The organism is Myxococcota bacterium (genome assembly GCA_041389495.1).
Taxonomy (GTDB): Bacteria; Myxococcota_A; UBA9160; order UBA9160; family UBA4427; genus JAWKRT01.
On the sequence record JAWKRT010000001.1, the window covers coordinates 1,936,270 to 1,962,372 of the forward strand.

26 protein-coding genes are annotated in these 26,103 nt (G+C 76.9%); 15 read left to right on the forward strand and 11 right to left on the reverse strand.

The window, feature by feature from the left end; all coding sequences use genetic code 11:
- Nucleotides 1-7: 7 nt before the first annotated feature.
- Nucleotides 8-1,081, forward strand: a complete 1,074-nt coding sequence (locus R3E88_08550) for a Zn-dependent alcohol dehydrogenase (protein MEZ4216513.1) — start codon at nucleotides 8-10, stop codon at nucleotides 1,079-1,081.
- Here R3E88_08550 and R3E88_08555 read toward each other — a convergent pair.
- The gene (locus R3E88_08555; protein ID MEZ4216514.1) at nucleotides 1,074-2,255 is read right to left on the reverse strand and encodes an NAD-dependent epimerase/dehydratase family protein; all 1,182 of its coding nucleotides are present in this window, start codon (nucleotides 2,253-2,255) and stop codon (nucleotides 1,074-1,076) included. The genes R3E88_08550 and R3E88_08555 overlap by 8 nt on opposite strands.
- Nucleotides 2,252-2,788, reverse strand: coding sequence for a hypothetical protein (locus R3E88_08560; protein MEZ4216515.1), 537 nt, complete (start codon nucleotides 2,786-2,788; stop codon nucleotides 2,252-2,254). The genes R3E88_08555 and R3E88_08560 overlap by 4 nt, the downstream gene beginning before the upstream one ends.
- Before the next feature lie 167 nt (nucleotides 2,789-2,955).
- On the opposite strand from R3E88_08560, the gene R3E88_08565 reads away from it, so the two are divergent.
- The 7 genes from R3E88_08565 (at nucleotide 2,956) to R3E88_08595 (ending at nucleotide 9,490) form a co-directional block, all read left to right on the forward strand.
- Nucleotides 2,956-3,948, forward strand: coding sequence for an ABC transporter ATP-binding protein (locus R3E88_08565; GenBank protein ID MEZ4216516.1), 993 nt, complete (start codon nucleotides 2,956-2,958; stop codon nucleotides 3,946-3,948).
- Between the two features lie 4 nt (nucleotides 3,949-3,952).
- Complete coding sequence (locus tag R3E88_08570; protein ID MEZ4216517.1) at nucleotides 3,953-4,720, forward strand: ABC transporter permease; 768 nt, start codon at nucleotides 3,953-3,955, stop codon at nucleotides 4,718-4,720.
- Between the two features lie 46 nt (nucleotides 4,721-4,766).
- Nucleotides 4,767-5,594 (forward strand): (Fe-S)-binding protein, encoded by an 828-nt coding sequence (locus R3E88_08575; GenBank protein MEZ4216518.1) that lies wholly within the window; start codon nucleotides 4,767-4,769, stop codon nucleotides 5,592-5,594.
- Complete coding sequence (locus R3E88_08580) at nucleotides 5,591-7,024, forward strand: lactate utilization protein B (protein MEZ4216519.1); 1,434 nt, start codon at nucleotides 5,591-5,593, stop codon at nucleotides 7,022-7,024. The genes R3E88_08575 and R3E88_08580 overlap by 4 nt, the downstream gene beginning before the upstream one ends.
- Nucleotides 7,021-7,851: an LUD domain-containing protein gene (locus tag R3E88_08585; GenBank protein MEZ4216520.1), complete on the forward strand. Its 831-nt coding sequence runs from the start codon at nucleotides 7,021-7,023 to the stop codon at nucleotides 7,849-7,851. Before R3E88_08580 ends, R3E88_08585 begins: the two co-directional genes overlap by 4 nt.
- A gap of 92 nt (nucleotides 7,852-7,943) precedes the next feature.
- Complete coding sequence (locus R3E88_08590; protein ID MEZ4216521.1) at nucleotides 7,944-8,762, forward strand: class I SAM-dependent methyltransferase; 819 nt, start codon at nucleotides 7,944-7,946, stop codon at nucleotides 8,760-8,762.
- 41 nt (nucleotides 8,763-8,803) lie between these two features.
- Nucleotides 8,804-9,490: a hypothetical protein gene (locus tag R3E88_08595; GenBank protein ID MEZ4216522.1), complete on the forward strand. Its 687-nt coding sequence runs from the start codon at nucleotides 8,804-8,806 to the stop codon at nucleotides 9,488-9,490.
- A gap of 33 nt (nucleotides 9,491-9,523) precedes the next feature.
- Here R3E88_08595 and R3E88_08600 read toward each other — a convergent pair whose 3' ends face one another.
- Together R3E88_08600 and R3E88_08605 are read right to left on the reverse strand one after the other, a co-directional pair.
- Nucleotides 9,524-10,327, reverse strand: coding sequence for a Sir2 family NAD-dependent protein deacetylase (locus R3E88_08600; protein MEZ4216523.1), 804 nt, complete (start codon nucleotides 10,325-10,327; stop codon nucleotides 9,524-9,526).
- A 10-nt stretch (nucleotides 10,328-10,337) separates the two neighbouring features.
- On the reverse strand, nucleotides 10,338-11,075 hold the full coding sequence (locus R3E88_08605; protein MEZ4216524.1) for a 3-hydroxyacyl-CoA dehydrogenase family protein: 738 nt from the start codon (nucleotides 11,073-11,075) through the stop codon (nucleotides 10,338-10,340).
- A 186-nt stretch (nucleotides 11,076-11,261) separates the two neighbouring features.
- Here R3E88_08605 and R3E88_08610 point away from each other — a divergent pair, with 186 nt between their 5' ends.
- On the forward strand, nucleotides 11,262-11,639 hold the full coding sequence (locus R3E88_08610; protein ID MEZ4216525.1) for a PilZ domain-containing protein: 378 nt from the start codon (nucleotides 11,262-11,264) through the stop codon (nucleotides 11,637-11,639).
- A 38-nt stretch (nucleotides 11,640-11,677) separates the two neighbouring features.
- Here R3E88_08610 and R3E88_08615 read toward each other — a convergent pair whose 3' ends face one another.
- Nucleotides 11,678-11,842 carry a hypothetical protein gene (locus R3E88_08615; protein MEZ4216526.1) on the reverse strand — a complete coding sequence of 55 codons (165 nt, stop codon included), beginning with the start codon at nucleotides 11,840-11,842 and terminating at the stop codon, nucleotides 11,678-11,680.
- A 210-nt stretch (nucleotides 11,843-12,052) separates the two neighbouring features.
- Here R3E88_08615 and R3E88_08620 point away from each other — a divergent pair, with 210 nt between their 5' ends.
- Nucleotides 12,053-12,454: a hypothetical protein gene (locus tag R3E88_08620; GenBank protein ID MEZ4216527.1), complete on the forward strand. Its 402-nt coding sequence runs from the start codon at nucleotides 12,053-12,055 to the stop codon at nucleotides 12,452-12,454.
- Between the two features lie 27 nt (nucleotides 12,455-12,481).
- Here R3E88_08620 and R3E88_08625 read toward each other — a convergent pair whose 3' ends face one another.
- Nucleotides 12,482-15,472 (reverse strand): DEAD/DEAH box helicase, encoded by a 2,991-nt coding sequence (locus tag R3E88_08625; protein MEZ4216528.1) that lies wholly within the window; start codon nucleotides 15,470-15,472, stop codon nucleotides 12,482-12,484.
- Between the two features lie 20 nt (nucleotides 15,473-15,492).
- On the reverse strand, nucleotides 15,493-16,800 hold the full coding sequence (locus tag R3E88_08630; protein MEZ4216529.1) for a hypothetical protein: 1,308 nt from the start codon (nucleotides 16,798-16,800) through the stop codon (nucleotides 15,493-15,495).
- 844 nt (nucleotides 16,801-17,644) lie between these two features.
- On the opposite strand from R3E88_08630, the gene R3E88_08635 reads away from it, so the two are divergent.
- The 5 genes from R3E88_08635 (at nucleotide 17,645) to R3E88_08655 (ending at nucleotide 23,430) form a co-directional block, all read left to right on the forward strand.
- Nucleotides 17,645-19,246 carry a class I SAM-dependent methyltransferase gene (locus R3E88_08635; protein ID MEZ4216530.1) on the forward strand — a complete coding sequence of 534 codons (1,602 nt, stop codon included), beginning with the start codon at nucleotides 17,645-17,647 and terminating at the stop codon, nucleotides 19,244-19,246.
- Between the two features lie 29 nt (nucleotides 19,247-19,275).
- Nucleotides 19,276-19,890: a L,D-transpeptidase gene (locus R3E88_08640; protein MEZ4216531.1), complete on the forward strand. Its 615-nt coding sequence runs from the start codon at nucleotides 19,276-19,278 to the stop codon at nucleotides 19,888-19,890.
- Between the two features lie 317 nt (nucleotides 19,891-20,207).
- Entirely contained in the window at nucleotides 20,208-20,927 is a 720-nt protein-coding gene (locus R3E88_08645; protein MEZ4216532.1) for a PEP-CTERM sorting domain-containing protein, read from the forward strand.
- A complete protein-coding gene (locus R3E88_08650) occupies nucleotides 20,924-22,537 on the forward strand; it encodes a hypothetical protein (GenBank protein ID MEZ4216533.1) in 1,614 nt (537 codons plus the stop codon). Before R3E88_08645 ends, R3E88_08650 begins: the two co-directional genes overlap by 4 nt.
- 44 nt (nucleotides 22,538-22,581) lie before the next feature.
- Nucleotides 22,582-23,430: a hypothetical protein gene (locus R3E88_08655; GenBank protein MEZ4216534.1), complete on the forward strand. Its 849-nt coding sequence runs from the start codon at nucleotides 22,582-22,584 to the stop codon at nucleotides 23,428-23,430.
- 72 nt (nucleotides 23,431-23,502) lie between these two features.
- Here the strand turns inward: R3E88_08655 and R3E88_08660 are convergent, their stop codons facing one another.
- The 4 genes from R3E88_08660 to R3E88_08675 all read right to left on the reverse strand — a co-directional run bounded on the left by R3E88_08660 (nucleotide 23,503) and on the right by R3E88_08675 (nucleotide 26,087).
- Nucleotides 23,503-23,829: a Rieske 2Fe-2S domain-containing protein gene (locus R3E88_08660; GenBank protein ID MEZ4216535.1), complete on the reverse strand. Its 327-nt coding sequence runs from the start codon at nucleotides 23,827-23,829 to the stop codon at nucleotides 23,503-23,505.
- Nucleotides 23,822-25,117 (reverse strand): aromatic ring-hydroxylating dioxygenase subunit alpha, encoded by a 1,296-nt coding sequence (locus R3E88_08665; protein ID MEZ4216536.1) that lies wholly within the window; start codon nucleotides 25,115-25,117, stop codon nucleotides 23,822-23,824. The genes R3E88_08660 and R3E88_08665 overlap by 8 nt, the downstream gene beginning before the upstream one ends.
- 98 nt (nucleotides 25,118-25,215) lie before the next feature.
- A complete protein-coding gene (locus R3E88_08670; protein ID MEZ4216537.1) occupies nucleotides 25,216-25,602 on the reverse strand; it encodes a DUF423 domain-containing protein in 387 nt (128 codons plus the stop codon).
- Nucleotides 25,603-25,604: 2 nt separating this feature from the next.
- Complete coding sequence (locus R3E88_08675; GenBank protein MEZ4216538.1) at nucleotides 25,605-26,087, reverse strand: Zn-ribbon domain-containing OB-fold protein; 483 nt, start codon at nucleotides 26,085-26,087, stop codon at nucleotides 25,605-25,607.
- Nucleotides 26,088-26,103: the final 16 nt, after the last annotated feature.

A 26,103-nucleotide genomic window follows, 5' to 3' on the forward strand; every position in this document is an offset into this window, starting at 1 on the left:
AACGCCCATGAAGGCCGCCATCCTCCCCGCGCTGAACCAGGATCTGATCGTCCGCGACGACGTCGGCCTCGCCGATCTCGGCCCGGGCGAGGTCCACATCAAGGTCGGCTCGAGCGGCGTCTGCCACTCCGACGTGTCGGCGCAGAACGGGACGATCCCGCAGCCGCCGCCGTGCGTGCTCGGTCACGAGGGCGCGGGCACGGTGCTCGAGGTCGGCCCGGGCGTCTCCGACGTGAAGGCGGGCGACAAGGTGATCGTGTCGTTCACGCCCGCGTGCCGGAAGTGCAAGGCCTGTCTGCGCGGCCAGTCCTACCTGTGCATGGACATGGGTCGCATGATGGCGCCGCACTTCCGCATCGACGGGAACCCGGTCGCCGGCATGGCGGGCTGCGGCACGTTCGCCGAGGAGATGATCCTGCCCGACTCGGCGGTCGTGAAGATCGACGACGACATCCCGCTCGACATCGCGTCGCTGATCGGCTGCGGCGTGACGACCGGCGTCGGTGCGGCGATCAACAGCGCGGGCGTGACGCCCGGCTCGTCGGTCGTCGTGTTCGGCGCGGGCGGCGTCGGCATCTCGGCGATCCAGGGCGCGCGCATCGCCGGCGCGGCCGAGATCCTCGCGGTCGACCTGATGGACAGCAAGCTCGAGATGGCCCGCAAGTTCGGCGCGACGCACGTGTGCAAGCCCGACGACTTCGCCGGCCTCAACAACGAGATCACGGGCGGCGAGGGCTTCGACTACGCCCTCGAGTGCATCGGCAACCCCGCGACGATCCGCGCGACCTACGACGCGGCGCGCCGCGGCGGCGTCGCCTGCATCGTCGGCGTCGGGCGCATGGAGCAGATGATCCAGTTCAGCGCCTTCGAGTTCTTCTTCGCCGACAAGACGCTGCGCGGCTCGATGTACGGCAGCGCGCAGGTCCGCACGTTCATGCCGAAGCTGCTGCGCCTGTGGAAGGCCGGGAAGCTCGACCTCGAGGGCATGATCACGCGCCGCATCCAGATCGAGGACATCAACGACGCCTTCCGCGCCATGCAGGCGGGCGAGGTGATCCGCTCGGTCATCGACTTCAAGTAGTCGGCGTCGCTCCGCTCGCGCGCGCGGCGTCGGCCAGCCGGCCGACGTCGCGCGCCGACAGGTGCCCGTTCTCGTACATCCAGCGCATCTGCGCCTCGACGGTCTCGCGGATCGGCCGCAGCGCGAGGCCGAGCGCGGAGAGCGTCTTCGCGTCGTCGCCGCGGATGCCGCGCGTCGCGAGCATCATCGACTCCTCCGTCACGGCTCCCGGGTCGATCGGCGTGAAGCGGCGCAGCCAGTCGCCGACGCGGCCCGCGAAGCGCAGCGCGGCGCCCGGGCAGGGCACGCGCCACAGCGCGGCGCCGCGCAGATCCGAGACCAGCTCGCGCATCTCGTCGTGCGTCAGGAAGTGGCCGGCGAGCATGTAGCGCCGCGCGCCGCGTCCGGGCTCCATCGCGCGCGCGATCGCCTGCGCGAGGTCGCGCGCGTCGACGATCGGCATGCCGCCCTCGACCGACAGGTAGTAGTTCCACTGGACCATCGCGAAGATGGTCGTGATCTGGTTCCCGAGCGTCGGATTGTCCGGGCCCCACACGGCGCTCGGGTACACGCAGACGACGGGCGCACCGCGCTCCTGGAGCGCGCGGGCGACGCGCTCGGCGTCGGCCTTCGAGCGGCTGTACGGGTCGCGCGGCGCGGCGACGGGCGAGTCCTCGGTCGCGACCTCGACACCCGGCTCCCACAGCGCCGACAGGCTCGAGACGTGGACGAGCGGGTCGAGCCCGCGCGCGTGCCCTCCTCGAGCACGGTGCGCGTGCCGCCGACGTTCGTCGCGATCATGCGCTCGTGGTCGTCGCGGTCGAAGGTGAGCAGGCCGGCCGCGTGGAGGAGGGCGTCGCAGCCGCCCATCGCGCGCGCGACGCTCGCGCGATCGGTGACGTCGCCGGGTGCGACGTCGAGCGCGCGCGCGTCGAGGCCGAGTGCGCCGAGCACGCGCCGCGCCTTCGCGTCGTCGCGCGCCAGGATGCGGAGCGTGTGGCCCGCGCGCGCGAGCGCGGCACACGCGTGGCTGCCGACCATGCCGGTCGCGCCGGTCACCAGGATGCGCACGCCGTCCCCCCTGCGTCGCGGGGCCGTGGCGCGTGCGTCGCGCTCGCCCTCGCGGTGCGGACGCCGAGCCTATCACCCGCGCTCGCGCGTGCGCGCCCGCCGCGCCCGCGGCGTGCACGTTCACCCGACGCGCAGCGCCTCTGCGTCGAACGGAGCGAAGACGTCGAGCCGGTGGAAGTCCGGCGCGCGCCCCGCGGCCGGCCGCCAGGCGAGATGGCGCCGCGCCGCGCCGGCGCCGTGGATCGCGAAGGCGTTCAGGTGCGACACGCCGGCGGGCACGAGCGACCCGGGAACGACGGCGACCCCGCGCCAGCGCGCGCCCTCGCGCGCCACCGCGTACGCGATCGCGAGCTCCTCTCGGACGGCGTTGCGCACGCCCTCGAGCGCGAGCACGAGGTGGTGGCCGTGCGGGCCGAGCTCGACCTCGAGGTAGGTGTCGGGCGGGGCGAGCAGGAAGACCTCGACGACCTCGTGCTCGAAGAGCCGCGGCGTCGGGCCGGGCGGCGAGGCCGGCGCCGGGTCGCCGTGGAACGGCGCGTCGACCTCGATGCGCCAGTCGTCGCGCGCGCCGCGCGCGCTCCGGGAGAGCGCGATGCGCACGCGCTCGCCGGGGAGCGCCGCGCCGCCGTCCCACGTGCGCTCGATGTCGAGGATCACGTCGCACCCTCCCGTCGGTGTCGGCCGTCGGTGTCGGCCGTCGGTGTCGGCCGCGGGCGCCCGCCGTCTGCGTCGGCGCCGGGAGCCGGATCGCGTCGCGCTCGATACCGCCGACCCGGGCGGGTGGCAACGGCTCGCCGCACACGTCGCCTTGCTAGTGTGCGCGCATGTCGTCCGCCGCTGCGCCTTCCTCCGCCGCCGCGCCCGGCGCCGCGACCTCCGTCGCCGAGGACGTCGTCGTCGAGCTCGACGCCGTCGGCAAGCGCTTCGGCGCGCGCGTCGCGGTCGACGCGCTGTCGCTGCGCATCCGCGCGGGCGAGTGCTTCGGGCTGCTCGGTCCGAACGGCGCCGGCAAGACCACGACGCTGCGGATGATCTACGGCGTCACGCGCCCGAGCCGCGGCGCGCTGCGCGTCTTCGGCCTCGACGCGCAGCGCGAACGGCGCGCCATCCGCGCGCGCCTCGGCGTCACGCTCCAGGAGAACGTGCTGATCGAGACGCTCTCCGCCGAGGAGAACCTGCGCGTCTTCGGGCGCTACCACCTGCTGCGCGAGCCCGCCCTCTCGCAGCGCGTCGACGAGCTGATGGGCTTCCTCGAGCTGCGCTCGCACGCGGGGCTCGCCGTGCGCCATCTGTCGGGCGGCTACCAGCGCCGCGTCGCGATCGGCCTGTCGCTGATGGGCTCGCCGGAGCTCCTGATCCTCGACGAGCCGACGACCGGGCTCGACCCGGCCGTGCGCCTCGCGCTCTGGGCGCGCGTGCGGCGCCTGCGCGCGTCCGGCACGACCGTGCTCCTGACCACGCACTACATGGACGAGGCCGAGCGGCTCTGCGACCGCGTCGCGATCCTCTCGCACGGGCGCGCCGTCGCGGAGGGCGCGCCGCGCGCGCTGATCGAGCGCGAGCTCGCGCGCGAGGTGGTCGAGCTCGAGACGAGTGCCGACGAGGCCGCGCGCTTCGAGCGCGACGCCCCGGGCGTGCGCGCCTCGCTGCGGGTCGAGTCGCGCTCGATGCTCTTCGCCGACGACGCGGCGGCCGTCGCCGAGTGGCTGCGCGCGCACGACGGCGGCGATCGTCGGCCGCTCGTCGTGCGGCCCGCGAACCTCGAGGACGTCTTCCTGCGCGTCACGGGAACGACGCTCGAGGCGGACGCGGAGTGAGCGCGTGAGCCTCTCGCCCCGACACGCGCTCGCCGTCTGGCGCCGCAGCCTCGCCATGTACGCGCAGAGCTGGAAGTGGAACCTGCTGCCGAACTTCTTCGAGCCGGTCTTCTACCTCGCGTCGCTCGGCATCGGCGTCGGCGCGTACATCACGGAGATGGGAGGCCGCTCGTACGCCGAGTTCCTGGCGCCCGGGCTCGTGTGCGTGGCGGCGATGAACGGCGCGAGCTTCGAGGTCACGTACAACACGTTCGTGCGGCTCGAGTTCGAGAAGACGTACGACCTCATGCTCACCGCGCCGATCGAGGCGGACGACGTGCTCGCCGGCGAGCTGCTCTGGGCGATGACGCGCGTGATGCTCTACGGGGGGATCTTCTACTTCGTGACGATCGCGTTCGGCCTCGCGCCCCTCCCGCACTCGCTCGCGATGCTCGGCGTGATCCCGCTGACCGGGCTGCTCTTCGGCGCGCTCGGCTTCGCGTTCACGCTGCGCATCCCGACGATCGATCTCTTCAGCTTCTACTTCACGCTCTTCCTGACGCCGCTCTTCCTGTTCTCCGGCGTCTTCTTCCCGATCGAGGAGCGGCTCTCGGGCGCGTGGCTCTGGGTGGCCGAGGCGACGCCGCTGCTCCACCCGGTGCGGCTCGCGCACATGGCGTTCGAGGGGAGCTTCCGCCCGATCGCGCTCTGGGACGTGGCCTACGTCCTCGCCGCGACGGCGGGCCTGCTCGCGTGGACGCGCGTGCGGCTGCGCGAACGGCTCGAGAGCTGAGCGCGTCGTCGCTCCCGCGCGGCGGGAGGAGTAGGCTCGTCCGTCCATGCGCGTCGCGCTCTTCATCCCCTGCTACGTCGACCAGCTCGCGCCCGAGGTCGGCATCGCGACCGTCGAGCTGCTCGAGGCGCTCGGCGTCGACGTCGTCTTCCCGCTCGCGCAGGCGTGCTGCGGACAGCCGCTCGCGAACCTCGGCTGCCGCGACGACGCCCGCCCGCTCGCCCTCGGCCTCGCGCGGGCCTTCGCCGCGTGCGAGGTGGACCACGTCGTGGCGCCGTCGGCGAGCTGCGCGGCGATGGTGCGTCGCCACGCGCCCGCGCTCGCGCGCGACGCGCGCGAGCGCGCGCTCCTCGACGGGCTCGCCGAGCGCACGCGCGAGCTGTGCGAGTGGCTCGTCGACGTGCTCGGCGCCGACCATGTGCGCGGACGTTATGCGGCCCGCGTCGCGCTCCACCGCGGCTGCCACGCATTGCGCGAGCTCCGCCTCGGCCCCGCGAGCGAGCGCATGGACGCCGCGCCGCCCGTCGATCGCGCGCGCGCGCTGCTCGAGCGGCTCGACGGGCTCGCGCTCGCGCCGCAGGAGCGCGCGGACGAGTGCTGCGGCTTCGGCGGGACGTTCGCGGTCGCCGAGGACGCGGTCTCCGCGCGCATGGGGTCCGACCGTCTCGCCGACCTCGGCCGCACCGCGCCCGACGTCGTCGCGTCGACCGACGCGTCGTGTCTGCTCCACCTGCGCGGTCTGGCGGCGCGCGCGGCGGCGACGCGAGGCGCGGCACCCCTCGCGTTCGCGCACGTCGCCGAGGTGCTCCGCGACGGCGTGCTCGGCCGTGCGCCGCGCGCCGCGCGCGCGGCGCGGAGCGGGGAGGGCGCGTGACGGCGCCGGGCCCCGGCGCGGCGGACGCCGGCCACCCTGCGCGCGCGCGCGCGTTCGCGCGCGACGCGGCCCGCGTCACCTGGCACGACGCCGCCGTGTACGGCGTGCGGAAGCGGCGCGACGCGGCGGCGGCGAGCGTCCCGGAGTGGGAGGCGCTGCGCGACGCCGCGGCCGCGCTCAAGGCCGCCGTCCGCGCGGACTGGGGCGCGCACCTCGAGGCGTTCGAGGCGCGCGCGGTCGCGAGCGGCGCGCACGTCCACTGGGCGGCCGATGCGCGCGAGCTGTGCGAGACGGTGCTCGGGCTCCTGCGCGCGCGCGGCGCGCGGCGCGTCGTGAAGAGCAAGTCGATGCTCACGGAGGAGTGCGGGCTCAACCCGTTCCTCGAGGCGGCGGGCATCGAGGTCGTCGACACCGATCTCGGCGAGCGCATCGTGCAGCTGCGGCGCGAGCCGCCGAGCCACATCGTGATGCCGGCGATCCACCTGCGCCGCGAGGAGGTGGGCGAGCTCTTCCACCGCGCACTCGGCGGCCCCGCCGGCGAGCGCGACCCCGAGCGCCTCGTCGCGCTCGCGCGCGCCCACCTGCGCGACGCCTTCCTCGGCGCCGACGCGGGCATCACGGGCGCGAACTTCGCGGTCGCCGAGACGGGCGAGATCGTCGTCTGCACGAACGAGGGCAACGCCGATCTCGGCACCGCGCTGCCGCCGCTCCACATCGCGTGCGTCGGCATCGAGAAGCTCGTCGAGCGCGAGCGCGACCTCGGCGTCTTCCTGCGCCTGCTCGCGCGCTCGGCGACGGGCCAGGCGCTCACCGTGTACACGTCGCACTTCCGCGGCCCGGCGCCCGGCGGCGAGCTGCACGTGGTGCTCGTCGACGACGGACGCAGCGCGCTCGCCGCGCGCCCCGAGCTCGCGAGCGCGCTCTCCTGCATCCGCTGCGGCGCGTGCCTCAACACGTGTCCCGTGTACCGGCGCAGCGGCGGCCACAGCTACGCGACGCCGGTGCCCGGGCCGATCGGGTCGGTGCTCGGCCCGGCGCGCGACGCGCGCGCGCACGCGAGCCTGCCCGGCGCGTGCAGCCTGTGTGGCTCGTGCGCGGACGTGTGCCCGGTGAAGATCGACCTCCCGAGCCAGCTGCTCGTCCTCCGCGCCGAGATCGCGCAAGCGCGCTCGGCGCCGTCGGCGAAGCGGCTCGGCGCGCGCGCCGGCGCGTGGATGCTCGCGCGCCCGCGCCTGCTCGACTGGCTGCGGCGCGCGGCGCGTCCGCTCGTCGCGCGCCTCCCCCGCGCGCTCGTCGGGCGCGATGCCTGGACGCGCCACCGCGCGCTCCCCGACCTTCCGCGCGCGTCGTTCCGGAGCTGGTGGCAGCGCGAGCGCGGCACGGGCGCGCGCGCCGAGCGGACGGGCGACGGACGAGGGCGACGACCGTGACGCGCGCAGGCCGCGAACCGGCTGCGCGGGGCGACGCGCGCGCGCGCGTGCTCGCCGCCGTGCGCGCGCACGCGGCGCCGGCGGTCGCGCGGCCCGACCTCGCGCGCTTCGACCGCGCCGACGCGCGCGACCCGAACACCGCGCGAGCGGCGGAGGCCGCGGTCGACGCCTTCGCGGACGCGGTGCGCGCCGCGGGCGGTGCGTGCGTCGCGGTCGACGGCGGAGGAGCGGAGGCGGCGCTCGCGCGCGCGCTCGCGGCGCACGCGCCGCTGCGCGATGCGCGGCGGGTCGTCGCCGCGGGCGTCGCCCTCGCCGGTGCGCGCGGAGAGCACGCGGTGCTCGCGGCCGCGCTCGCACCCGGCGCGCGGCTCGAGGCCCTCGCGCGCGCCGCCGCCCCGCACGCGTTCGCCGACGTCGACGTCGCGGTCGTGCGCGGCGCGTTCGGCGTCGCCGAGAACGGCGCGGTCGCGCTCGCGGAGCGCGGACGCGCACTGCGCGGGGCGCTCCTCCTCTGCCAGCACCTCGTGCTCGTCGTCCGCGCGGACGACCTCGTCGCGGACATGCACGCGGCGTACGCGCGGCTCGCGGCGATCGCGCCGATCGAGGACCTCCTGGACGCCGACGCCGACGCCGACGCCGACGCCGATGCCGGCGCCGACGCCGGCGCGCGCGCGCAGTCGGCAGCCGCGGGGGGCGCCTGCTGGCGCGGCTTCGTCGCCGGCCCGTCGAAGACGGCCGACATCGAGCAGGCGCTCGTCACCGGCGCGCACGGCCCGCGCTCGCTGCTCGTCGCGGTCGAGCGCGCGACTCCGCTCCGCGCTCGCTAGGCGCGCGCCGCGCGCCCCGGGGCTGCCCGCGCCGGCCGCGCGCAGCGAACCGCTGCACGTCGCGCCGCGGGCGCTCGGCCATACTGCGCGCCGTGCGCCGGCGGCAGCTCGTCGAGCTCGAGGATCAGCCCTGGCTCCCGGCCGTCCTGCGCGACGCCGGCACCGCCTATCTGCGCTTCTCGCAGGAGGTCTCGCACCAGGAGCGCGCGCTCGCGCCCGTGCTGCGCGAGGTTCTCGAGCGCAGCGGCGGCTCGCGCATCGTCGACCTCGGCTCGGGCAGCGGCGGGCCGGTGTGCGCGGTCGCGCGCGAGCTCGCGCGCGCGGGGCGCCCCGTGCACGTCACGCTGACCGACCTGCACCCGAACGCCGCGGCATTCGCGTGGCTCGCGGCGCGCGCGCGCGACGAGGCCGCGCCCGACGGGGGCGCCGTCGCGCTCGCGATCGACGGCGAGCGCGAGCCGGTCGACGCGACGCGCGTTCCCCCGCGTCTTCGCGGCGTGCGCACGCTCTTCAACGCCTTCCACCACTTCCCGCCCGACGCGGCGCGCGGCGTGCTGCAGAGCGCCGTCGACGCGGGCGAGGCGATCGCCGTCTTCGAGGGCGTGTCGCGCCACCCGCTGTTCCTCGCGTCGATGCCCTTCGCCGCGCTCGCCGCCGCGCTGTCGGTTCCGCTCCTGCGCCCGTTCCGCTGGAGCTGGCTCGCGCTCGCGTGGGTCGTGCCGGCGATTCCGCTGCTCGTGCTGTGGGACGGCGTCGTCTCGTGCCTGCGCGTGTACGACGAGGGCGAGCTGCGCGCGCTGATCGACGCCGTCGACGGCGCGGACCGCTACGACTGGGAGATCCGGAAGATCGCGCTGCCGCCGTCGCCCGTGCCGGGCATCGCGTGCATCGGCGTGCCGCGCGCGCGCTGAACGCCGCGCGCGGCGCGGGCGAACGGAGGGGAGGGGCCGACGTGCTGCGACCGATCGCCGGCGACGACGCCGGACTGTGGACGATCGACCACCCGCTCGCGATGCCGGGCGGCATCGAGATGGGGACGCGCACGACGGTCGTGCGGCTCGCGGACGGCGCGCTCGCGCTGCTCGCACCCGGCCCGCTCGGCGACGACGACGTGGCGGCGCTGCGCGCGCGCGGGCCCGTGCGCGCGATCGTGGCGCCGAACGCCTTCCACCACCTGTTCCTCGCCGCCGCCGTCGCCGCCTTCCCGGACGCCGAGCGCCACGCGGCGAAGGCCGTGTGCGCGAAGTACCCCGCACTCGGGCTGGCTCCGCTCGCGGCGACGCCCGCGCCGCGCTGGGCCGGCGTGCTCGAGCAGGTGCACGTCGACGGCATGCCGCGGATGGACGAGACCGTCTTCTTCCACCCCGCGTCGCGGACGCTCGTGCTCACCGACCTGTGCTTCCACGTGCGGCGCGCCGCGAACGCGCGCACGAAGCTCTTCCTGCGCGTCGCCGGCGCCTGGGATCGCTTCGGGCCGAGCCGCCTCGCGCGCTCGATGATCCGGGATCGGCGCGCCCTGCGCGCGAGCCTCGACCGCCTGCTGGCATTCGACCCGGAACGCATCGTCGTGACGCACGGCGACCTCGTCGAGCGCGACGGGCGCGAGGCCTTGCGGAGCGCGTTCGCGGGCGTGGCCTGAGCGCGCGCCCGCGCGCGCTCCACCGGCGCGCGCTCAGCCCGCGCGCGCCCGGTCGGCGGCGAGCGGCGTCACGAGGCGCGGCAGCACCTCGCCGATCGCACCGCGCACGATCGCGTCGGCGATCGCGTCCATCTCCGTCGGGTCGCCGTTCACGATCACGATGCGCGCGCCCGCCGCGCGCGCCGTCGGCACGACGCCGGCGATCGGGTAGACGGCGAGCGTCGACCCGATGGCGAGCAGCAGGTCGCAGCGCTCGGCCGCGGCGAAGGCACGCTCGAGGTCGCGCTCGACGAGCGACTGGCCGAACGAGATCGTCGCCGACTTGAGGATGCCGCCGCAGCGCTCGCAGGCCGGGTCGTCGTCGCCCGCGCGCACGCGCTCGACGACGCGCTCGATCGGTCCGCGGTCGCCGCACGTCATGCACACGGATTCGCGCATCGTCCCGTGGATCTCGACGACGCGCTCGGGTGCCGTGCCGGCCTTCTGGTGCAGGCCGTCGACGTTCTGCGTGATCAGCGTGTGCAGCTTGCCGCGGCGCTCGAGCTCGACGAGCGCGGCGTGGCCGGCGTTCGGCTCGGCGCGCCAGTTCGCGGGGTCGGCGCGGTGGCGCCAGGCCGCGCGCCGCACCTCCGCGTCGGCCATGTAGTGCTGGATCGTCGCCATCTTCTCCGCGGCCGGGTTCTTCGTCCAGAGTCCGTTCCTGCCGCGGAAGTCGGGAATGCCGGACTCGGTCGAGATGCCCGCGCCCGTCAGCGCGACGACGCGCGACGCGGCGTCGATCCAGCCGCGCACGTCGTCGAGCGTCGCGCCGATCGCCTCGGGGCCCGCCGTCGTCACGGAGCGCCCGCTACTGCCAGCCGCTGCCGGCGCCCTTCACCATCGCGAAGGGGCCGACGGGCCACGCATAGCATTCGACCATCAGCTGGTTGACCTGCTCGTGCGTCGCGACGCCTTCCTCGACGACGCGCGCCGCCTCGCGCAGCATCGCCGCGTAGATGCGGTTCGCGACGAAGCCCCACGCCATCGGGGCGTCCTTCACGACGACGGGGTGCTTGCCGCAGGCCTCCGCCGTCTCGCACACGATGCGGCGCGTCTCCTCGCTCGTGGCGTCGGTGACGACGATCTCGGCGAACTTCATGACGACGGGCGGCGACGCCCAGTGCCAGCCGATCACGCGGTCGGGCCGGCCGGTCGCCGCGGCGAGCGCCGCGATCGGGAAGCCCGACGTGTTCGACGCGAGCACGGCGCGCTCGGGCGCCGCTTCGTCGAGCTGGCGCAGCGTGCGCACCTTGAGGTCGAGGCGCTCGGGCACGCACTCGAGGACGAGGTCGCAGCTCGCGGCGGCCTCGAACTCGCCGGTGAAGGTGAGCCGCGCGTGTGCGGCCTCCGCCTGCTCGCGCGTGAGCTTGCCGCGCTCGACGGCGCGCTCGAGCCCGAACCGCCCGGTCGCGACGCTCTCGCGCGCCTTCTCGAGCGCCGCCGGCGCGACGTCGCAGCAGACCGTCTCGAAGCCGAACGTCGCGGTCGTCTGCGCGATCCCGCTCCCCATCACGCCCGCGCCGATCACGCCGATTCGCAGCGCCATTCCCTCGTGCACTCCTTCCCCGCGCAGCGGCGGCCGTGGATGTCGGACGGCGGCGCGCGGAGGCCGCAGTCTACCCGTCCCGGTGCTCGAGGCGCGGGGCGCATCGGCCGATGGGGCCCGGGTCCCTGCGCGCGAGGCGGGGCGCCGAGCGCTCGCGCGCGACGCGGGCGGCGACGAGGAGGGCCGATGGCGGCGCGGCGGGGCGAGTCCGAGCAGGAGCGGCGGCGCTTCGAGCGTCTGCGCCACCGGCTCACGTGCGAGCTCCACGCGGAGGGGCGCAAGACGAACGGCGTCGTCGTCGACGTGTCGCCGCGCGGGCTCTTCGTGCGCACGGGAACCGGGACGACGCCGCCCGCCGGCACCGAGCTGCGCGTCGTGCTGCAGGGCGCGGGCTTCGACGACATGGAGCTGCGCGCAGTGCTCGCGCGCACGCAGGTGGTGCGGCGCGAGCTCGTCTCGGCCGGCGCGGGCGGCATCGGGCTCGAGATCGTGTGGGCGCCCGAGGCCTACTACCGGCTGCTCGTTCCGCTCATGACGGACGGCGACGCGGACGGCGACGCGTAGCGCGCGGCCGCGGCCGCGCTCGCGCCCGGGCGGGCGCGCTAGTCGGTCTCGTCGCGCAGCGCGCGGCGGGCCGCCTCGAGCATCACGCGCGTGCTGTCGGCCACCTGCCCGTCGCGCAGCACGCGGTCGATCGCGGTCAGCGCGTCCTGGATGTTGAGCTCGAAGCCGTTCAGCGCGAACGGCGACTCGGCGAACATGCCCATCTCCGACTCCTGTCCCTCCGCCGCACCCGCGCGGCCGCCCGCACCGGGGCGACGTCGGGGCTTCCGCTTCCGCGCGGAGCATCGTCGCCGCGTGAGTGGACGGGCCGCCCGGGCAGGTGACGCGCCCGCGCACCGGCGCGTCGCGCTGCGCGCGCGCTGCTGATAGCCTGCGCGCTCCCGCGCGCCCGACGCGCGCACCGAGGAGCGGCCATGAGCGACGCGCTGTCGAAGGAGTTCGAGCGGGCCATCGACGCCGTGTGCGACGAGCAGGGCTGGAAGCGGACGCGCGACGAGATCGAGGTGCCGATCGACGGCGGCCGCCGCCAGATCGTGACGCTCGACGCGTTCGAGTTCGACGACGAGCCGCTCGTGCGTCTCGCCTCGGGGATCGGGCCGACCGAGCACATCGACCCGCTCCACCTCAACACCGCCCTGCGCCTCAACTACGGCCTTCCGCACGGCGCGCTCGCGCTGCGCGGCGACCAGCTCGTCCTCGTCGACACGCTGATGGCCGACGACCCGGACCGCGAGGAGATCGAGGCCGTGCTCCGCTACCTCGCCGAGACGGCCGACCACTTCGAGCGCACGATCTTCGGGACCGACGAGGTCTGAGCGGCGCGCCGCACGCGCGCGCCGCGCTCAGTCGAGGAGCGCCAGCAGGTCCTCGCGCGTCAGCCCCGCTGCGGTGGCGTCGTCGCCGCCCTCGCCGAGCGCGGCCAGTGCGAGCGCGCGCTTGCTCTCGTGCAGCGCGAGGATGCGCTCCTCGACCGTGTCCTGTGCGACGAGCCGGTGCACGACGACCGGGCGCGTCTGTCCGATGCGGTGCGCGCGGTCGGCCGCCTGCTGCTCGACGGCCGGGTTCCACCACGGGTCGACGAGGAAGACGTGGTCGGCGGCGGTGAGGTTGAGCCCCGTCCCGCCGGCGCGCAGCGACACGAGCATCACCGGCACCTCGCCCGCCTGGAAGCGCGCGACCACGGCGTCGCGGTCGCGCGTCGCGCCGTCGAGGCGAACCCACGGGATGCCAGCGGCGTCGAGCGCGGCCGCGATGCGATCGAGCAGCGACGTCCACTGCGAGAACACGAGCGCGCGGTGATCGTCGTCGCGCGCCTCCTCGAGCCGCGCGACGAGCAGCTCGAGCTTCGACGACGCGGGCGGCGCGCCGACGCCCGGGACGAGCGCCGCGTCGCACGCCGCCTGGCGCAGGCGCAGCAGCACCTCGAGCGCGGGCATCAGGCTGCCGCCGGCGCGCAGCGCGTCGAGCGCCGCGGCGAGGCCGGCCGCGCGCACGGCGTCGTACACGGCGCGCTCCTCGTCGGAGAGCGCGAAGCGCAGCACCACGTCCGTGCGCGGCGGCAGCTCGCGCGCGACGTCGCGCTTGAGTCGCCGCAGCACGAACGGCGCGATGCGCTCGCGCAGCCGCGCCGCCGCCTCCGCGTCGCCGTTCGCGACCGGCCGCGCGACGCGCTCGCGGAAGTCGGCGCGCCCGCCGAGCAGGCCCGGGTTCAGGAAGTGGAGCAGGCTCCACAGCTCCTCGAGGCGGTTCTCGACCGGCGTGCCCGTGAGCGCGACGCGCTGCTGCGCGCGCAGGCGGAACGCGGCCTGCGCGGCCTGGCTCTCCGGGTTCTTGATCTGCTGCGCCTCGTCGAGCACGACCGCGTCCCACGCCACGGCGGCGAGCGCGTCGGCGTCGAGCCGCAGCAGCGCGTAGCTCGTGAGCGTGACGTCGGCCGCCGGGTCGAGCGCGCGCGCCGGCCCGTGGTAGAGCGCGACGCGCAGCCCGGGCCGGAAGCGCGCCGCCTCGTCGCGCCAGTTGCCGAGCACGCTCGTCGGCGCGACGACGAGCGCGCGGCCGCGCAGCGCGCAGAGCGTCTGCAGCGTCTTGCCGAGGCCCATGTCGTCGGCGAGGAGCGCGCCGAGCCCGGCGTCGCGCAGGAACGCGAGCCAGTCGACGCCCGCGCGTTGATAGGCGCGCAGCTCGGCCGCGAGGTCGGCGGGGAGCGCCGCCGGCGGGATGCCGCGGAAGTCGTCGACGAGCGGGCGCAGGCGCTCGAAGGCGGGCGGCGGCGGGAGGTCGAGGTCGGCGCACAGGCGCGCGAGGTCGGGCAGCGCGCAGGCGGCCACCTCGCCGCGCGCGTCGCGCGCGGCGAGCAGGTCGGCGACGCGCGCGCCGTGGCGCGCGAGGAAGTCGCGCGGCAGCGGCGCGAAGCCGCCGCCGGCGAGCGCGACGAGCGACTCGCCGCGCTGCCACGCGTCGATCACCGCGCGCGCGTCCGCGCTCCGCGCGCCGCCGCGCGCGGCGCCCGCACCTCGCTCGCCTCCGTCGTCGTCGCCGCCGCCCGCGACGAACGCGACGTCGAAGCGCCCGCCGTCGACGGCGATCCGCGCCTCGAGCGGCGCCGTCCGGTGGAACGCCTCGTGCGCGCGGCCCGCGACCGCGCCTCGCCACGTCGCGAGCCTCCCGGCGAGCTCGATCGCGTCCTCGCCGGCCAGCTCGACGCGCCGCCCGGGCGCGAGCCCGAGCTCGCGCGCGACGCGCTCGGCCGCGACGCGCTCGGCCTCGAGGTCGCGCACGGGAACCGCGCTCCCGCCGAGCGCCACGAGCTTCCCCGCGTCGACGCGCGCGACGGGCGGGTCGCCGTAGACGAGCGTCGCGAGCGCCGAGAGCGCGTCGCCGCGCCGCTCGGTCTCGACGCGCACGCGCGGGGTGGCGACGTCCGTCGTGCGCGGCAGGCGCCGCGTGCGCACGTCGACCTCGATGCGCTCCGCGAGCGACGGGATCACCTCGGTCGCGAGGCGCAGCGCATCGTCGGCGGCGAACGCGAGGCCCGGCCCGAGGTCGTGCAGCTCGCGTCCCGTGAGCCCCGCCGCGCCGACCGGGCGCAGCACGTCGCCGCAGCGCACGAGGCCGACGCGGAAGCGCTCGTCGATGCCGGCCGGCTCGGCGAGCCGCGCGCGGAAGCCCGGGCCCGCGTCCTCGACGACGACGAGCGGACGCACGGGCTCGGGGTCGAAGCGCACGGGCGCGCCGTCGAGCCGCACGTCCTCGCAGCGCGACAGCGGCTCGACGAGCCTGCGCAGCGACGGCTCGTCGAGCGCGCCGCGCCGGCGCGCGCCGAGCGCGAGCTCGACGGCCACGTCGGCCTGCGTCGCCGCGAACGGCGGCCCTTCGACGCGCCCCTTCGCGAGCGCGTCGAGCGTGCTCTCGAGGCGGTGCACGCGCTCGCCGCCGTCGGCGGGGGTCGCGATCTCGCGCTCGAGCTCGAGCCCGCCGCCGGGCGCGCGCGCGAGGCGGTAGCGCAGGCGCCCGGGCGGCGGCGCCGCGCTCGCGGCGGCGAGCGGCTCGCCGCGCTGCCGCGCGCGCCGCACGGCGATCACCGCCGCGGCGGCGTGCTCGCAGGCGTCCGCCTGGCTCCCGCAGTCGCAGTCCCAGTCCTCGTCGTCGGGGTAGAGCGCGACGCTCGCCGCGACGGTGTGTCCGGGGACGCGCACGGAGAGGCGCAGCTCGTCGCTGCCGTCGCCGTCGCGGCCCGCGTCGCCGGCCACGCAGCCCGCGCGCGCGAGCTCGACGCCGCGCGACCACGCGTTCGCGCCGCACGCCGCGCGGATGGCCTCGAAGAGCTCCTGCACGCGGCCGCCCGGGCGCTCGCCTAACGTCGCCCGTCGGCCGCGCGCGCGGACGCGGCGTCCCAGGCGGCGAGCTCGGCGCGCAGGCGCTCGGGCGTGTTGCGCGAGGGGTCGGCGGCGGTGAAGGCGCCGAGGTGGCGGAGCGCCTCGCCGACGCGGCGCCCGGGCCCGCAGCCGAGCGCCTCCATCACCTCCTCGCCCGAGAGCGCGAGCGCCCTGCGCTGTGCGGTGCGGGCGCGCGCGGCGGCCACGCGCGCGAGCGCCGCCTCGAGCGCGCCGAGCGCCGCGCGCGCGCGCGCGGCGTTCGCCTCGGGCACGACGCCGCTCGCGAGCTCGGCGCGCCGCAGCGCGAACGCGACCGCGAGGCCGTCGCTCCCGAGGCGGCGCTCGAGGCGCGCCACCTGCGCGTCGCGCCGCGGGTCGACGGCGCGCTCGAGCGGGTGGTGGGCGATCCAGTCGAGCACGCGCTGCGAGCGCTCGATGCCGAAGCGCCAGTCGCGCAGCCAGGCGGCCGCGTCGCCCTCGAGCCACGCGGCGAGGCGCGGCTCGAGCGCGCGCGGGAGCGCGTCGATCCACGCGGCCGCGCCGGGCCGCGTCGGCGCGATGCGCGCGGCGAGGCCCGTCCGCTCGGCCAGCGCGAGCGCGCGGCCCGCGAAGCGCCCCGTGAGCATGCGCGCGAGCTCGCCGCGCCCGTGCGCGCGCTGCGCGAGCGAGAAACGCGGTGCCGCCTCGGCGAGCGCCTTCTCGAGCGCCTCGTCGGCCGCGTAGCCGTCCTCGCCGACGAGCCGCAGCGCGCGCAGCGCGGCGCACGGCGACGCGGCGAGGGCCGCGCGCGCATCGCCCGCGCACCGCAGCACGCGCGCGCGCCGATCGCGTTCGCCCCCGAACGGGTCGATCGCGCGCCCGGTCGCGGCGTCGAGCGCGACGGCGTGCGCGGTGAACGCCGCGCGCGCGAGCGCGTCGGGCCCGAGCGCGACGCCGCAGTGCACGTCGAGCGTGCCGAGCGGCCGGTCGCGCCCCGTCTCGCCCGACAGCGCGACCGCGACGACGACGCCGGGGGCCGTCGCGATCGGGACGCCGCGCGGGAAGTGCTCGAGCACTTCCTGGGGCGACGCGTCGGTGAGCGCCAGCGCCGAGGGCAGGGCGCGGCCCGCGGCCGGGCCGTCGTCCGCGCCGAGGCCGTCGGCCCGGTCGCGCTCGCGCGCGAGCGGCTCGCCCGCGAGCCACGCGTCGCGGCCGCGCTCGCACAGGCCGCGGAGCGCGCGCTGCGCGGCGATGCCGAGCGCGCCGTCGGCGCGCGGCGCCGTCGTGGATCCGGCGTTCTCGGACATGGCGCGCGAGTGTAGGCGGCGGGGACAAGGTCGCCCGCGCGCGATACAACGCGGCCGTGGCGGCGAGGCGCAAGCAGAGGAACGCGCGGCGCGGAGCGAGCGGTGGCCGGCCCGTCGGCCGCCCGCGCGCCGAAGCGCGGTCGGGCGGCGAGCGCCGCGACGGCGCCGACGGGCGAGAAAGCGACGGGCGCGATCGCGCGGGGCGCGAAGGCGAGCGGCGCGAGGGCGGGCGCGATCGCGCGGGGCGCGAAGGCGAGCGGCGCGAGGGCGACGGGCGCGAGCGCGGGCGCGCGTCCGCGCAGTGGCCCGAGAGGCTCTGCTTCCGCGCGCCGGCGAGTGCGCCCGGGACGTCGGCCGGCGCGCTCCTCGCGCGCGCTCGCCGAGTGGACGCCCGCTGCGCGCGCGCGCGCCTCGCCGCCGGTGGCGCCGCGCGGCTCGAGGGCGGCGTCGAGCGCGTCCTCCGCGCGAGCGACGAGCTCGTTCCGCCGGGCGCCGAGGTGCGCGTCGCGCTCGCGCGCGGCGAGCGCGACGCACTCGCGTCGGGCGAGCGCGACGAGATCGCCTTCGCGTCGGGCGGCGCGCCGCGCGCGGCGGAGCGCGCGGCGCTGCTCGCGCTCGTCGCGACGCCGCCCTGGCCGCGCGGGTCGCTCGCAGTCCCGCGCGCGCCGCGCGCCGCGGGCCGCGGCCGCGAGCGGGACGGCGCCCCGGTGCATCGCGGCGGATCGCGTTCGCCGTCGAGCGCGAGGGCGGCGGTCTCGCCTGGCTCCGCATCGAGCCGGAAGAGCGGGCTGCGCCGGACCGGGCCGCCGCACCGGGAGCCCGCGCCGACGCTCTCCCGATCTCGGTGCGCGACGTGCTCGATGCGCTCGCCGCGCTCGGGATGCCCGTCGTGGGCGACCGGCTGGCCGGTGGCGTGCTGGTCGACGACGACGCGCCCGGGTCGCCGGGCGGCGCGGCGCTCGCGCGCGGCGGTGCGCACCGCGCGCAGTGGCGGCGCGCGGCGATCGGCGCGGACGGAAGCGTGGCCCGGGTGCCCGCGATCGCGCCGGCGCTCGCGCGCGCGGCGGCCGGGCTCGGCGCGCCGGCCTCCGAGCGCGGCGCGCCGCCCGTGCCACTGCGCATCTCGCACGCCGCGGCGCGCGCGCTCGCGCGCGGCCATCCCTGGGTGCTGCGCGATCCGGGCTGCGACGACGCGCTCGCCCATCGCCCGGGCGCGCTCGTCGAGCTGCGCGACCGCGAGCGGGGCGACCGCGCGATTGCACTCGCCCTCGCCGACGGCGACGGGACGTGCGTGGCGCGCTGCCTGCCGCGCGGCGCGGCCGGGGCGTCGATCGAGCAGCGCGTCGACGCGGCGATCGCGCGCCGCGGCGCGCTCGCGTTCCCGCCCGCGCGGGCGACCGCGGCCGCGCGGACGGATCGCGGGACGCGGACGAGCCCGGCGACGCGACGCGCCCCCGGCGGCGGACGCGACGCGACCGACGCCGTGCGCCTCGTGCACGGCGAGGCGGACGCGCTTCCCGGGCTCGCGATCGACCGGCTCGGGCCGGCGCTGCGCGCGCTCGTCGTCGGGCGGGCCGGGCTCGGGATCGCGCGCGTCGCGCTCGCGCGCGCGGCCGAGCGGCTCGAGGCCGAGCTCGGCTGCGCGTGCGTCGCGATCGAGGTCGTCCACGTGCGCGCGCCGGCCGCGGCGCGCGGCGCCGCGCTCGTGCAGGCGAGCGTCGTGCGCGGCGACGCCGCGTGGCTCGCGCGCGACGGGGAAGGGCGGTTCGAGGTGCGCGAGCGCGGGCTCGCCTTCGGCGTCGAGCCGGGCCTCGCCGACCCGACGCGCGCGATGCCCGGCGTCGGGCTCTTCCTCGACCAGCGCGACAACCGCGAGCGCCTCGCGCGCTTCGCGCGCGCGACGGGCGGGGGGCGCTGGCTCAACCTCTTCGCGCACACCGGCGCGTTCAGCGTGGCGCTGCTCGCGGCGGGCGCGGCCGAGGTGACGAGCGTCGACCTCTCGGCGCGCTACCTGCGCTGGCTCGACGACAACCTCGCGCGCAACCGCGCGCGCGGCGTCGACGCGCGCCGCCACGTCGCCGCGCGCCGCGACGGGCGCCGCTTCCTCGAGGTGCTCGGCGCGCGCGAGCGCTTCCGCGGAATCGTCCTCGACCCGCCGACCGCGGCAGCCGCTGGGCGCAAACACTGGTCCATTCGCAAGGACTTGCAGCCACTCGTCGAGAAGGCACTCGAGCATCTCGAGCCGGGCGGCCGGCTGCTCGTGTGCCGCAACGACCGCGCGCGCCGCGGGCCGTCGCTCGGGGACGCGTGCGAGGCGGCGGCGCGCGCGGCCGGAGTGCGGCTCGCGCGCCTCGACGCGGCACCGCCCGGGCCCGACTTCCCGTCGCTCCCGGGGTTTCCGGAGGGCGACCCGTTCCGGGGCGTGCTGCTCGAGCGCGCGCCGTGAGCGCGCGCGGCCGCCGCTACCCTCGCGCGGTGCCCGCCTTCGCGCTCCGCCCGTTCGTGTTCGCCGCCGGCTCGCGGGGCGCGCGCTCGTCGCGCGCGCGGCCGGGCGTGCGCGCAGTCGCCGCGCTCGCGCTCGCCGTCGGCCTCGCGCTCGGCGCGGCCCCCGCGTTCGCGCGCGACCCGGGCTTCGCGTTCGAGCTCGACCTCGCCGAGCAGCGCCTTCGCGTGCGCGATGCGCGCACGGGCGAGGAGGCGGACGAGATCCGCGTCGCCGTCGGCTCGCCCGCGCACCCGACCCCGCGCGGCTCGTTCAAGCTCGGGCGCGTGATCCTGCGGCCGACGTGGACCCCCGGCGCGGCGGCGCTCGCGAACGGCGCCGAGCCCGAGGACGCCTCGCTCGGCTCGCCGATGGGCGTCGCGAAGATCCCGTTCGCCGAGGGCGGCTCGATCGCCCTGCACGGCGGCGGCGACCCCGACGTGCTCGGCAAGCCCGTGTCGAGCGGCTGCGTGCGCGCGTCCGACGCCGACCTGCTGCGGCTGATCGTGTGGCTGCACCTGCGCGGCGGCCTCGGGCCGGCGATCGAGCGCGCCGACGGCGAGCTCCACCGGGGCTTCGCGCGGCCCGCGCGGCTGCGCGTCGAGTAGATCGCGCGCGGGCCGTCGCGGCGCGCGGCGCGCGCGGGCCGGCAGCGGAAGAAGGTGCCGATCTCCCGCGCGTCCCCTGCCTCCAGCTCCTTCGAGAGACGAACGCCCAGGCTTCTGGAATCGCTGGGGTTTCTGGGTGCGCGGTCCGCGCAGTGCGGAATTCTCGAACACAATCGCCCCCGCCGGACCACCCAGCAGCGAACGGGCCGCCCTGCGCGGCGGCTCCGCGCACGTGCGCGACGTCTCCGCGCGCTCCCCGAGCGGCGGCGACGAACGCGTGCGGCGCGCTCGCCGGAGTGGTGGAAATGCGGATTCGGATGCTCTCGCGGCTCTCGTTCTCGCGATCGCTCTCACTCTCGACGGGCACGGCGCTCGCCTGCCTCGTCGCGCTCGCCGTCGGGCTCGTCGCGCCCGACGTCGCGCGCGCGACCACGGTGTCGTTCCGCTCGGATGCGGCCGGCAGCACGGGCTTCGACAACACGTCGCTGATGCTCACGCCGACGCACACGATCGCGTTCGCGGACTGGATGTCGGCCGGCGCGATGCCGGGCCTCGCGATCGAGATCGCGGAGGTGCAGTGCCTGCGCCTGCAGAGCGACCCGATCGGAACGTGCAACATGTCGCTGCCGCTCGGCGCCGGGCCGTTCGCGTCGGACGTGACGTGGAATCTCACGAACAACTCGGGTCTGTCCGGCCCCGCGTTGCTCTTCTTCTCGGGCGTTGCGATGTTCGACCCGAGCGTCTCCGCCTCGTACGACCCGACCCAGATCCGCATCATCGTCGACCCCGCCGTCGCCAAGGTCGTGCAGTACAGCGTGGGCTCGACGGACTACTTCTACCTCGGGTTCGAGATCGCCGACTTCAGCCAGCCGGTGACGTTCACGTACGAGGTCGACGCGCAGCAGCTGGCGGGAGGAACGCCCAAATTGCTCGTGAACTCGGCCTTCAACGTGGTGCCGGAGCCGTCGACGTCGCTGCTGCTGACGTTCGGCCTCGGCGGTCTCTCCTGGCTCGGGCGCGCGCGCCGGAGCGCATGACGATGCACGGCGGCGCCCTCTCGCGCCCGGGCGAGCGAGCCCGGGCGGTGCGCGCGTGCGGCGCGCTCGTCGCGGTGCTCGCCGCCGCGATGCTGGCGGCGCCCGCGTCGCGCGCCGACGACCGCGCGACCGTTCTCCAGCTGCGCGCCGAGCGCCTCGCCAATGCGGGGAAGTGCGACGAGGCGATCGCGCTGCTCGACGGCGCGCCCGCCGAGGCGCGCGCCTCGGCGGCCCACCTGCGGCTTCGCGGCCAGTGCCAGATCGAGCTGCGCGACTTCGCGGGCGCGGCCGCATCGCTGCGCGCCGCGCGCGACGCGGACGCGACGCTCGCCGACACCGACCTGATGCTCGGCATCGCGCTCTATCACACGGACGATCTCGCGGGCGCGCGCGCCGCGCTCGACGCCGCCGCCGGCCACACGCAGCGCGAGGCCGAGCTCGAGCTCTACCGCGGTCTCGTGCTGCTGCGCAGCTCGCAGACGCGCGAGGCGGCGCTCGCGCTCGAGCGCGCGCGCCGGGCGGACCCGGACAAGGTCGAGCCCGTCGCCTCGTACTACGCGGCGCTCGCGTGGCACGCGGAGCGCGAGCGCGAACGCGCGCGCTCCGCGCTCGCGCGCGTGCGCGACCTCGACCCCGACGGCCCGTGGGCCGAGCAGGCGCAGCAGGCGCTGCGCACGGAGACAGGGACCGACCCGTGGTGGGCCGCGCTGACGCTCGGCGTCGAGTACGACGACAACGTCGTGCTGCGCGCCACCGGCGACACGCAGCGCGACGAGGACGACTTCCGCGCGGTGGCGCTGCTCGGGTGGGGCGTGCGCCTGCTCGAGGCCGAGGGCTGGTCGGGCGGCGTCACGGGCTCGTACACGGGCTGGGCGCACTTCGACCAGAGCGACTTCGACCTCCACTACCCGACGATCGGCGCGTGGCTCGACCGCGAGCTCGGCGCCGACACGCTGCTGCGCTTCCGGTACGACTTCGGATACGCGTGGATCGACTACGACCCGTTCCTCGCGGTGCACAGCGGGCGGGTGTCGCTGCTCCACGACTGGGCGGGCCCGGGCACGACCGAGGTCTTCGTCGAGGGCGCGAACGAGGAGTACCTGTTCAGCCGCCGCGCGATCCACGCGCTGCCCGCGGCGGCGCCGGCGGTGATCGCCTACCAGGACCGCGACGGCGAGCGCGTCTCGACGGGCGTCGAGCACAGCGTCCCGCTCGGCGCGCTCGGTGCGACGGCGCGCGCGGGCTACACCTACTCGCGCTACTGGGCGGACGGCCGCGAGTGGGACCACGACAGCCACCGCGCCCACGTCGGCGGCTCGGCCGTCCTGCCGTGGAGCCTGCTGCTCGACGTCGAGGGCGCGTTCGCGTTCCACGCGCACCGCTACCCGAGCTCGTTCACCGACCCGCCGGCGCTCTTCGCGATCCCGGCGGCGTCCGCGGCCGACCGGCGCGACCGCATCTGGACGGCCGGCGCCTCGCTCGAGAAGGCCGTCACCGAGCAGGTCGCGGTGTCCACTCGTTATTCGTACACGCACTCGCGTTCGAACGCGGGCTACTTCGACTACGACCGCCACGTCGTCGGTGCGTACGTGACGGTCCGGCTCCCGTAGCGCGCGGCGCTGCGGGGCCATGGAAGCGTGAAGGGAGGATCCCAATGCAGGTCGATCGGACGGGTGTCGTCTCCTTCGTTCTGGTGTTGATCGGGGCGCTGATCGTGCTCGCGCAGCAGGCGCTCGCGGCGGACGGCGCCGAGGTGGCCCGCGTCGTGGGCATCCGCGGCGCGGTGTCGGTGCAGTCGCCCGGCGAGGCGGCGCGGCCGCTCGGCTACGACGGCGTCGTGCGCGACGGCGACACGGTCGCGACGTCGGCCGGCGCGGGCGTCGGGCTGCTCGCGGGCAGCCACTACGTCGGGCTCGACGAGGGCACGACCGCGACGATCGGGCGCGCCGCGAACGGCGCGCCCGAGGTACAGGTCGCGACCGGCCGCGCGCGCGTGCTCGACTCGGGCGACGGCGCGCCGGCGCGGCTCGGCGCGGGCGCGCTCCTCGCGGCGAACGCCGGCGGCGACACCGACGCGTTCGCGTTCGCCGAGAAGGGCGGGCTCGTCTCGATGATCTGCCCGACCGAGGGGCCGGTGACGGCCGCGCGCGGCGGCGAGGCGCTGACGCCCGGGCCGGGCGACTGCGCGGTCGCGAAGGCGGGCGAGCCGCTCTACCCCGCGAAGGCCGGGCACGACCCGCTCGAGCTGCTCGCGCAGCTCGACGGCTTCGACCCGGCGACGAGCCCGGTCGCGATGCTCGGGCGGCCGCTGCCGCCGGTCGCGCTCGGCCTCGGGCCGACGACGACGCTCGCGACGAGCGTCGACCCGTTCGGCGGCGACCCGCGCCTGCCGTGCGACTCGCCGGCCCAGTGCGCGGCCGCGGTGACGCCGCCGGCGCCGCCGAACCCGCCCGTGAACCCGCCGATGCCGGGCGGCCCGCCCGGCGGCCCGCCGCTTCCGTGAGTCGCGCGCGGGCGGCGCGCGCTTCCGTGCGCCGCCCGCGTCCACGACCTCCCCGGCGCTCGTCGTCGGAGGCTAGGCGGGCGCCGGCAGCGCCACCTGCCAGCGGTCGCCCGCGCGCCGCACCGCGAAGCACGTCGCCGGCTTGCGGATCGGGAGCGCGAGCGGCGCGCCGTTGCGCAGGTCGAAGCGCCCGCCGTGCAGCGGGCACTCGTAGGTCGTGCCGCGCACGACGCCACCCGCGAGCGAGACGCGCACGTGCGGGCACTGGTCGAGCACGGCGTAGGGCGTGCCCCCGGCGTTCGCGACGAGGAGCCGCCGCCCCTCGATCTCCACCACGCGGCTCTCGCCGGGCGGTGGAACGTCGCCCGGCAGCTCGACCCAGCGCTCCGGGTCAGCCACGCGCCGCCCGGGCCCGCCCGCGCTCGATGTAGCCCATGAGCGTGTCGTGGTGGTGGAGGATGCGGACCTCCTGCGTGCACAGGTGCAGCGCGCGGAACGCGGCCGAGCGCATGCCCGCCTGGATGCGCGGCAGGTTGTACAGGTCCTCGTCGATCAGCCCGCCGCCGTCGCACTTCCCGTCGAGCGTGTCGCCGTTGGCCGTCGAGTAGTGCTCCTTCTCGGGGCGCGGCACGTCGACGCCCGGCGCGTTCATCAGGCTGAGGAAGTCGAAGTACATGCGGTTCGGGTCGTCGGGGTGCGGGCGGTGCGTGAACACCCACGTGAAGAGCGAGTGGGTGTTGAAGGTCATGTTCGGGAACACCGTGTAGTGGAAGTCGTCGCAGAGCTGCGACTCGTTGAGCTCGGACACGTCGGCGCCGAGCGTCGGCGCGATCTTCCGGATCGCCTCCGCGTAGGCGGCGCGCGCCTCCGCGGGCCCGCCGGTGAACGTCTTCGGGTCGACGCCGACGCGCGCGAGGAACATCTCCTTGATCGCGGGCGTGACGGTGCCCGCGCCCGGGTGGCGCGGGCTCGCCTGCACCTCCGGGAAGATCATGCGCGTGTGGTGGTCGTAGCAGTCGTAGAGCGTGTTGACGTCGTCGCTGAACTCGGTCGTCCAGGCGTGCGTCGCCGACAGGTGGTACGCCTCGTTGAAGGCGTCGACGCACGTCTTCCAGTTGCACTCGATCTCGATCGTGCAGTCGTAGGCGACCTTCCAGCGCTCGAAGCCGTAGGGGTCGAGGTGCCCGGGCACGACGCCGAGGTAGTCGCGCAGCGGCGGCGCGTCCGGGTCGAGGCAGACGAACACGAAGCCGGCCCACGTCTCGCAGCGCACGGGCCGCAGCGACAGCTGCGCCGCGTCGACGCCCTGTGGGAAGCAGTGCGCGTCGAGCGCCTTCTCGAGCGCGCCGTCGATGCCGTACTCCCAGCCGTGGAACAGGCAGTGGAAGCGCTCGGCGTGTCCGCGCCCCGGCTCGCGCAGGCGGTTGCCGCGGTGCATGCAGACGTTGTGGCGGGCGGCGAGCGAGCCGTCGCGCTGGCGCACGACGAGCAGCGACTCGGGGCCGATCTCGAACGTGAAGTAGTCGCCGGGCGACGGGGCGTCGGACGCGCGCCCCGCACACAGCCACACCTTCGTCCACATGTGCTCCCACTCGAGCTCGGCGAACGCGGCGCTCGTGTAGCGCTCCTTCGGGATCGGGACGTAGGCGAGGTCGGGCGCGGGCGCGCGCTCCATCGGCGTCGGCATGCGGCAGCTCCTCGTTCGTCGGGCGGCGCGCCGCGCGCGGCGCCGGCGCGGGGCGCCGACACGCGCGGTGGGCGCGCCGCCTTCGTGGCGGGCCGATCCTACCGCGGCGCGCCGCCCGGATCGCGCGCGAGCGCGAGCAGCGCGACCCAGCCGGCGACGAGGCAGAGGCCGCCGAGCGGCGTCACGGGCCCGAGCCAGCGCGGCGCGCCGAGCGCGAGCGCGTAGAGCGAGCCCGAGAAGAGCGCGACGCCCGCCGTCCACAGCGCGGCCGGCGCGGCGACGGGGCGCCCGGTGGCGCTCGCGTAGAGCGCGAGCGCGAGCAGCGCGACGGCGTGCAGCAGGTGGTAGTCGACGGCCGTGCCCCAGACCTCGAGCTGGCGTGCCTCGAGCCGCGCGCGCAGCGCGTGCGCGCCGAAGGCGCCGAGCGCGATGCCCGTCGCGCCGAGCACCGCGGCGACGTGCGTCCACGCCGAGAGCGCGCGCACGCCTAGCGTCCCGCGCCCGGCGCGGCCGCGCCGCCCGAGGCCTGCGTCCCGTCGCCGTCGCGCGCGGGGCGGAAGTACGGGACGGCGAGCTCGTCGTCGATCGCGACGGCGTAGGCCTCGACGCGCATGCCGACGTGCACGTCGTCGACCGCGCACCCGGTCACGTTCGCCATCAGGCGCACGCCCTCGTCGAGCTCGATCATCGCGACGACGTAGGGGAGCTCCTTCGCGAAGGGCGGCATGCCGTACTGGCGGATCACGGTGAACGTGTGGACGCGGCCCGTGCCGCGCGCGGTCTCGAACTCGGGGACGGCGCCGCAGGCCGTGCACAGCGCGCGCGGATAGTGCTGGCGATGTCCGCAGCGCGGGCAGCGCTGGATGCGCAGCTCGCCGCGCGCCGCGCCGCGCCAGAACTCGGCGCTCGTCGCGTCGGGCGCGGGGACGGGCTTCGTCCACGCGACGTCGCGCTCCACCTCGAAGGCCATGGGAACCTCCCGTCTC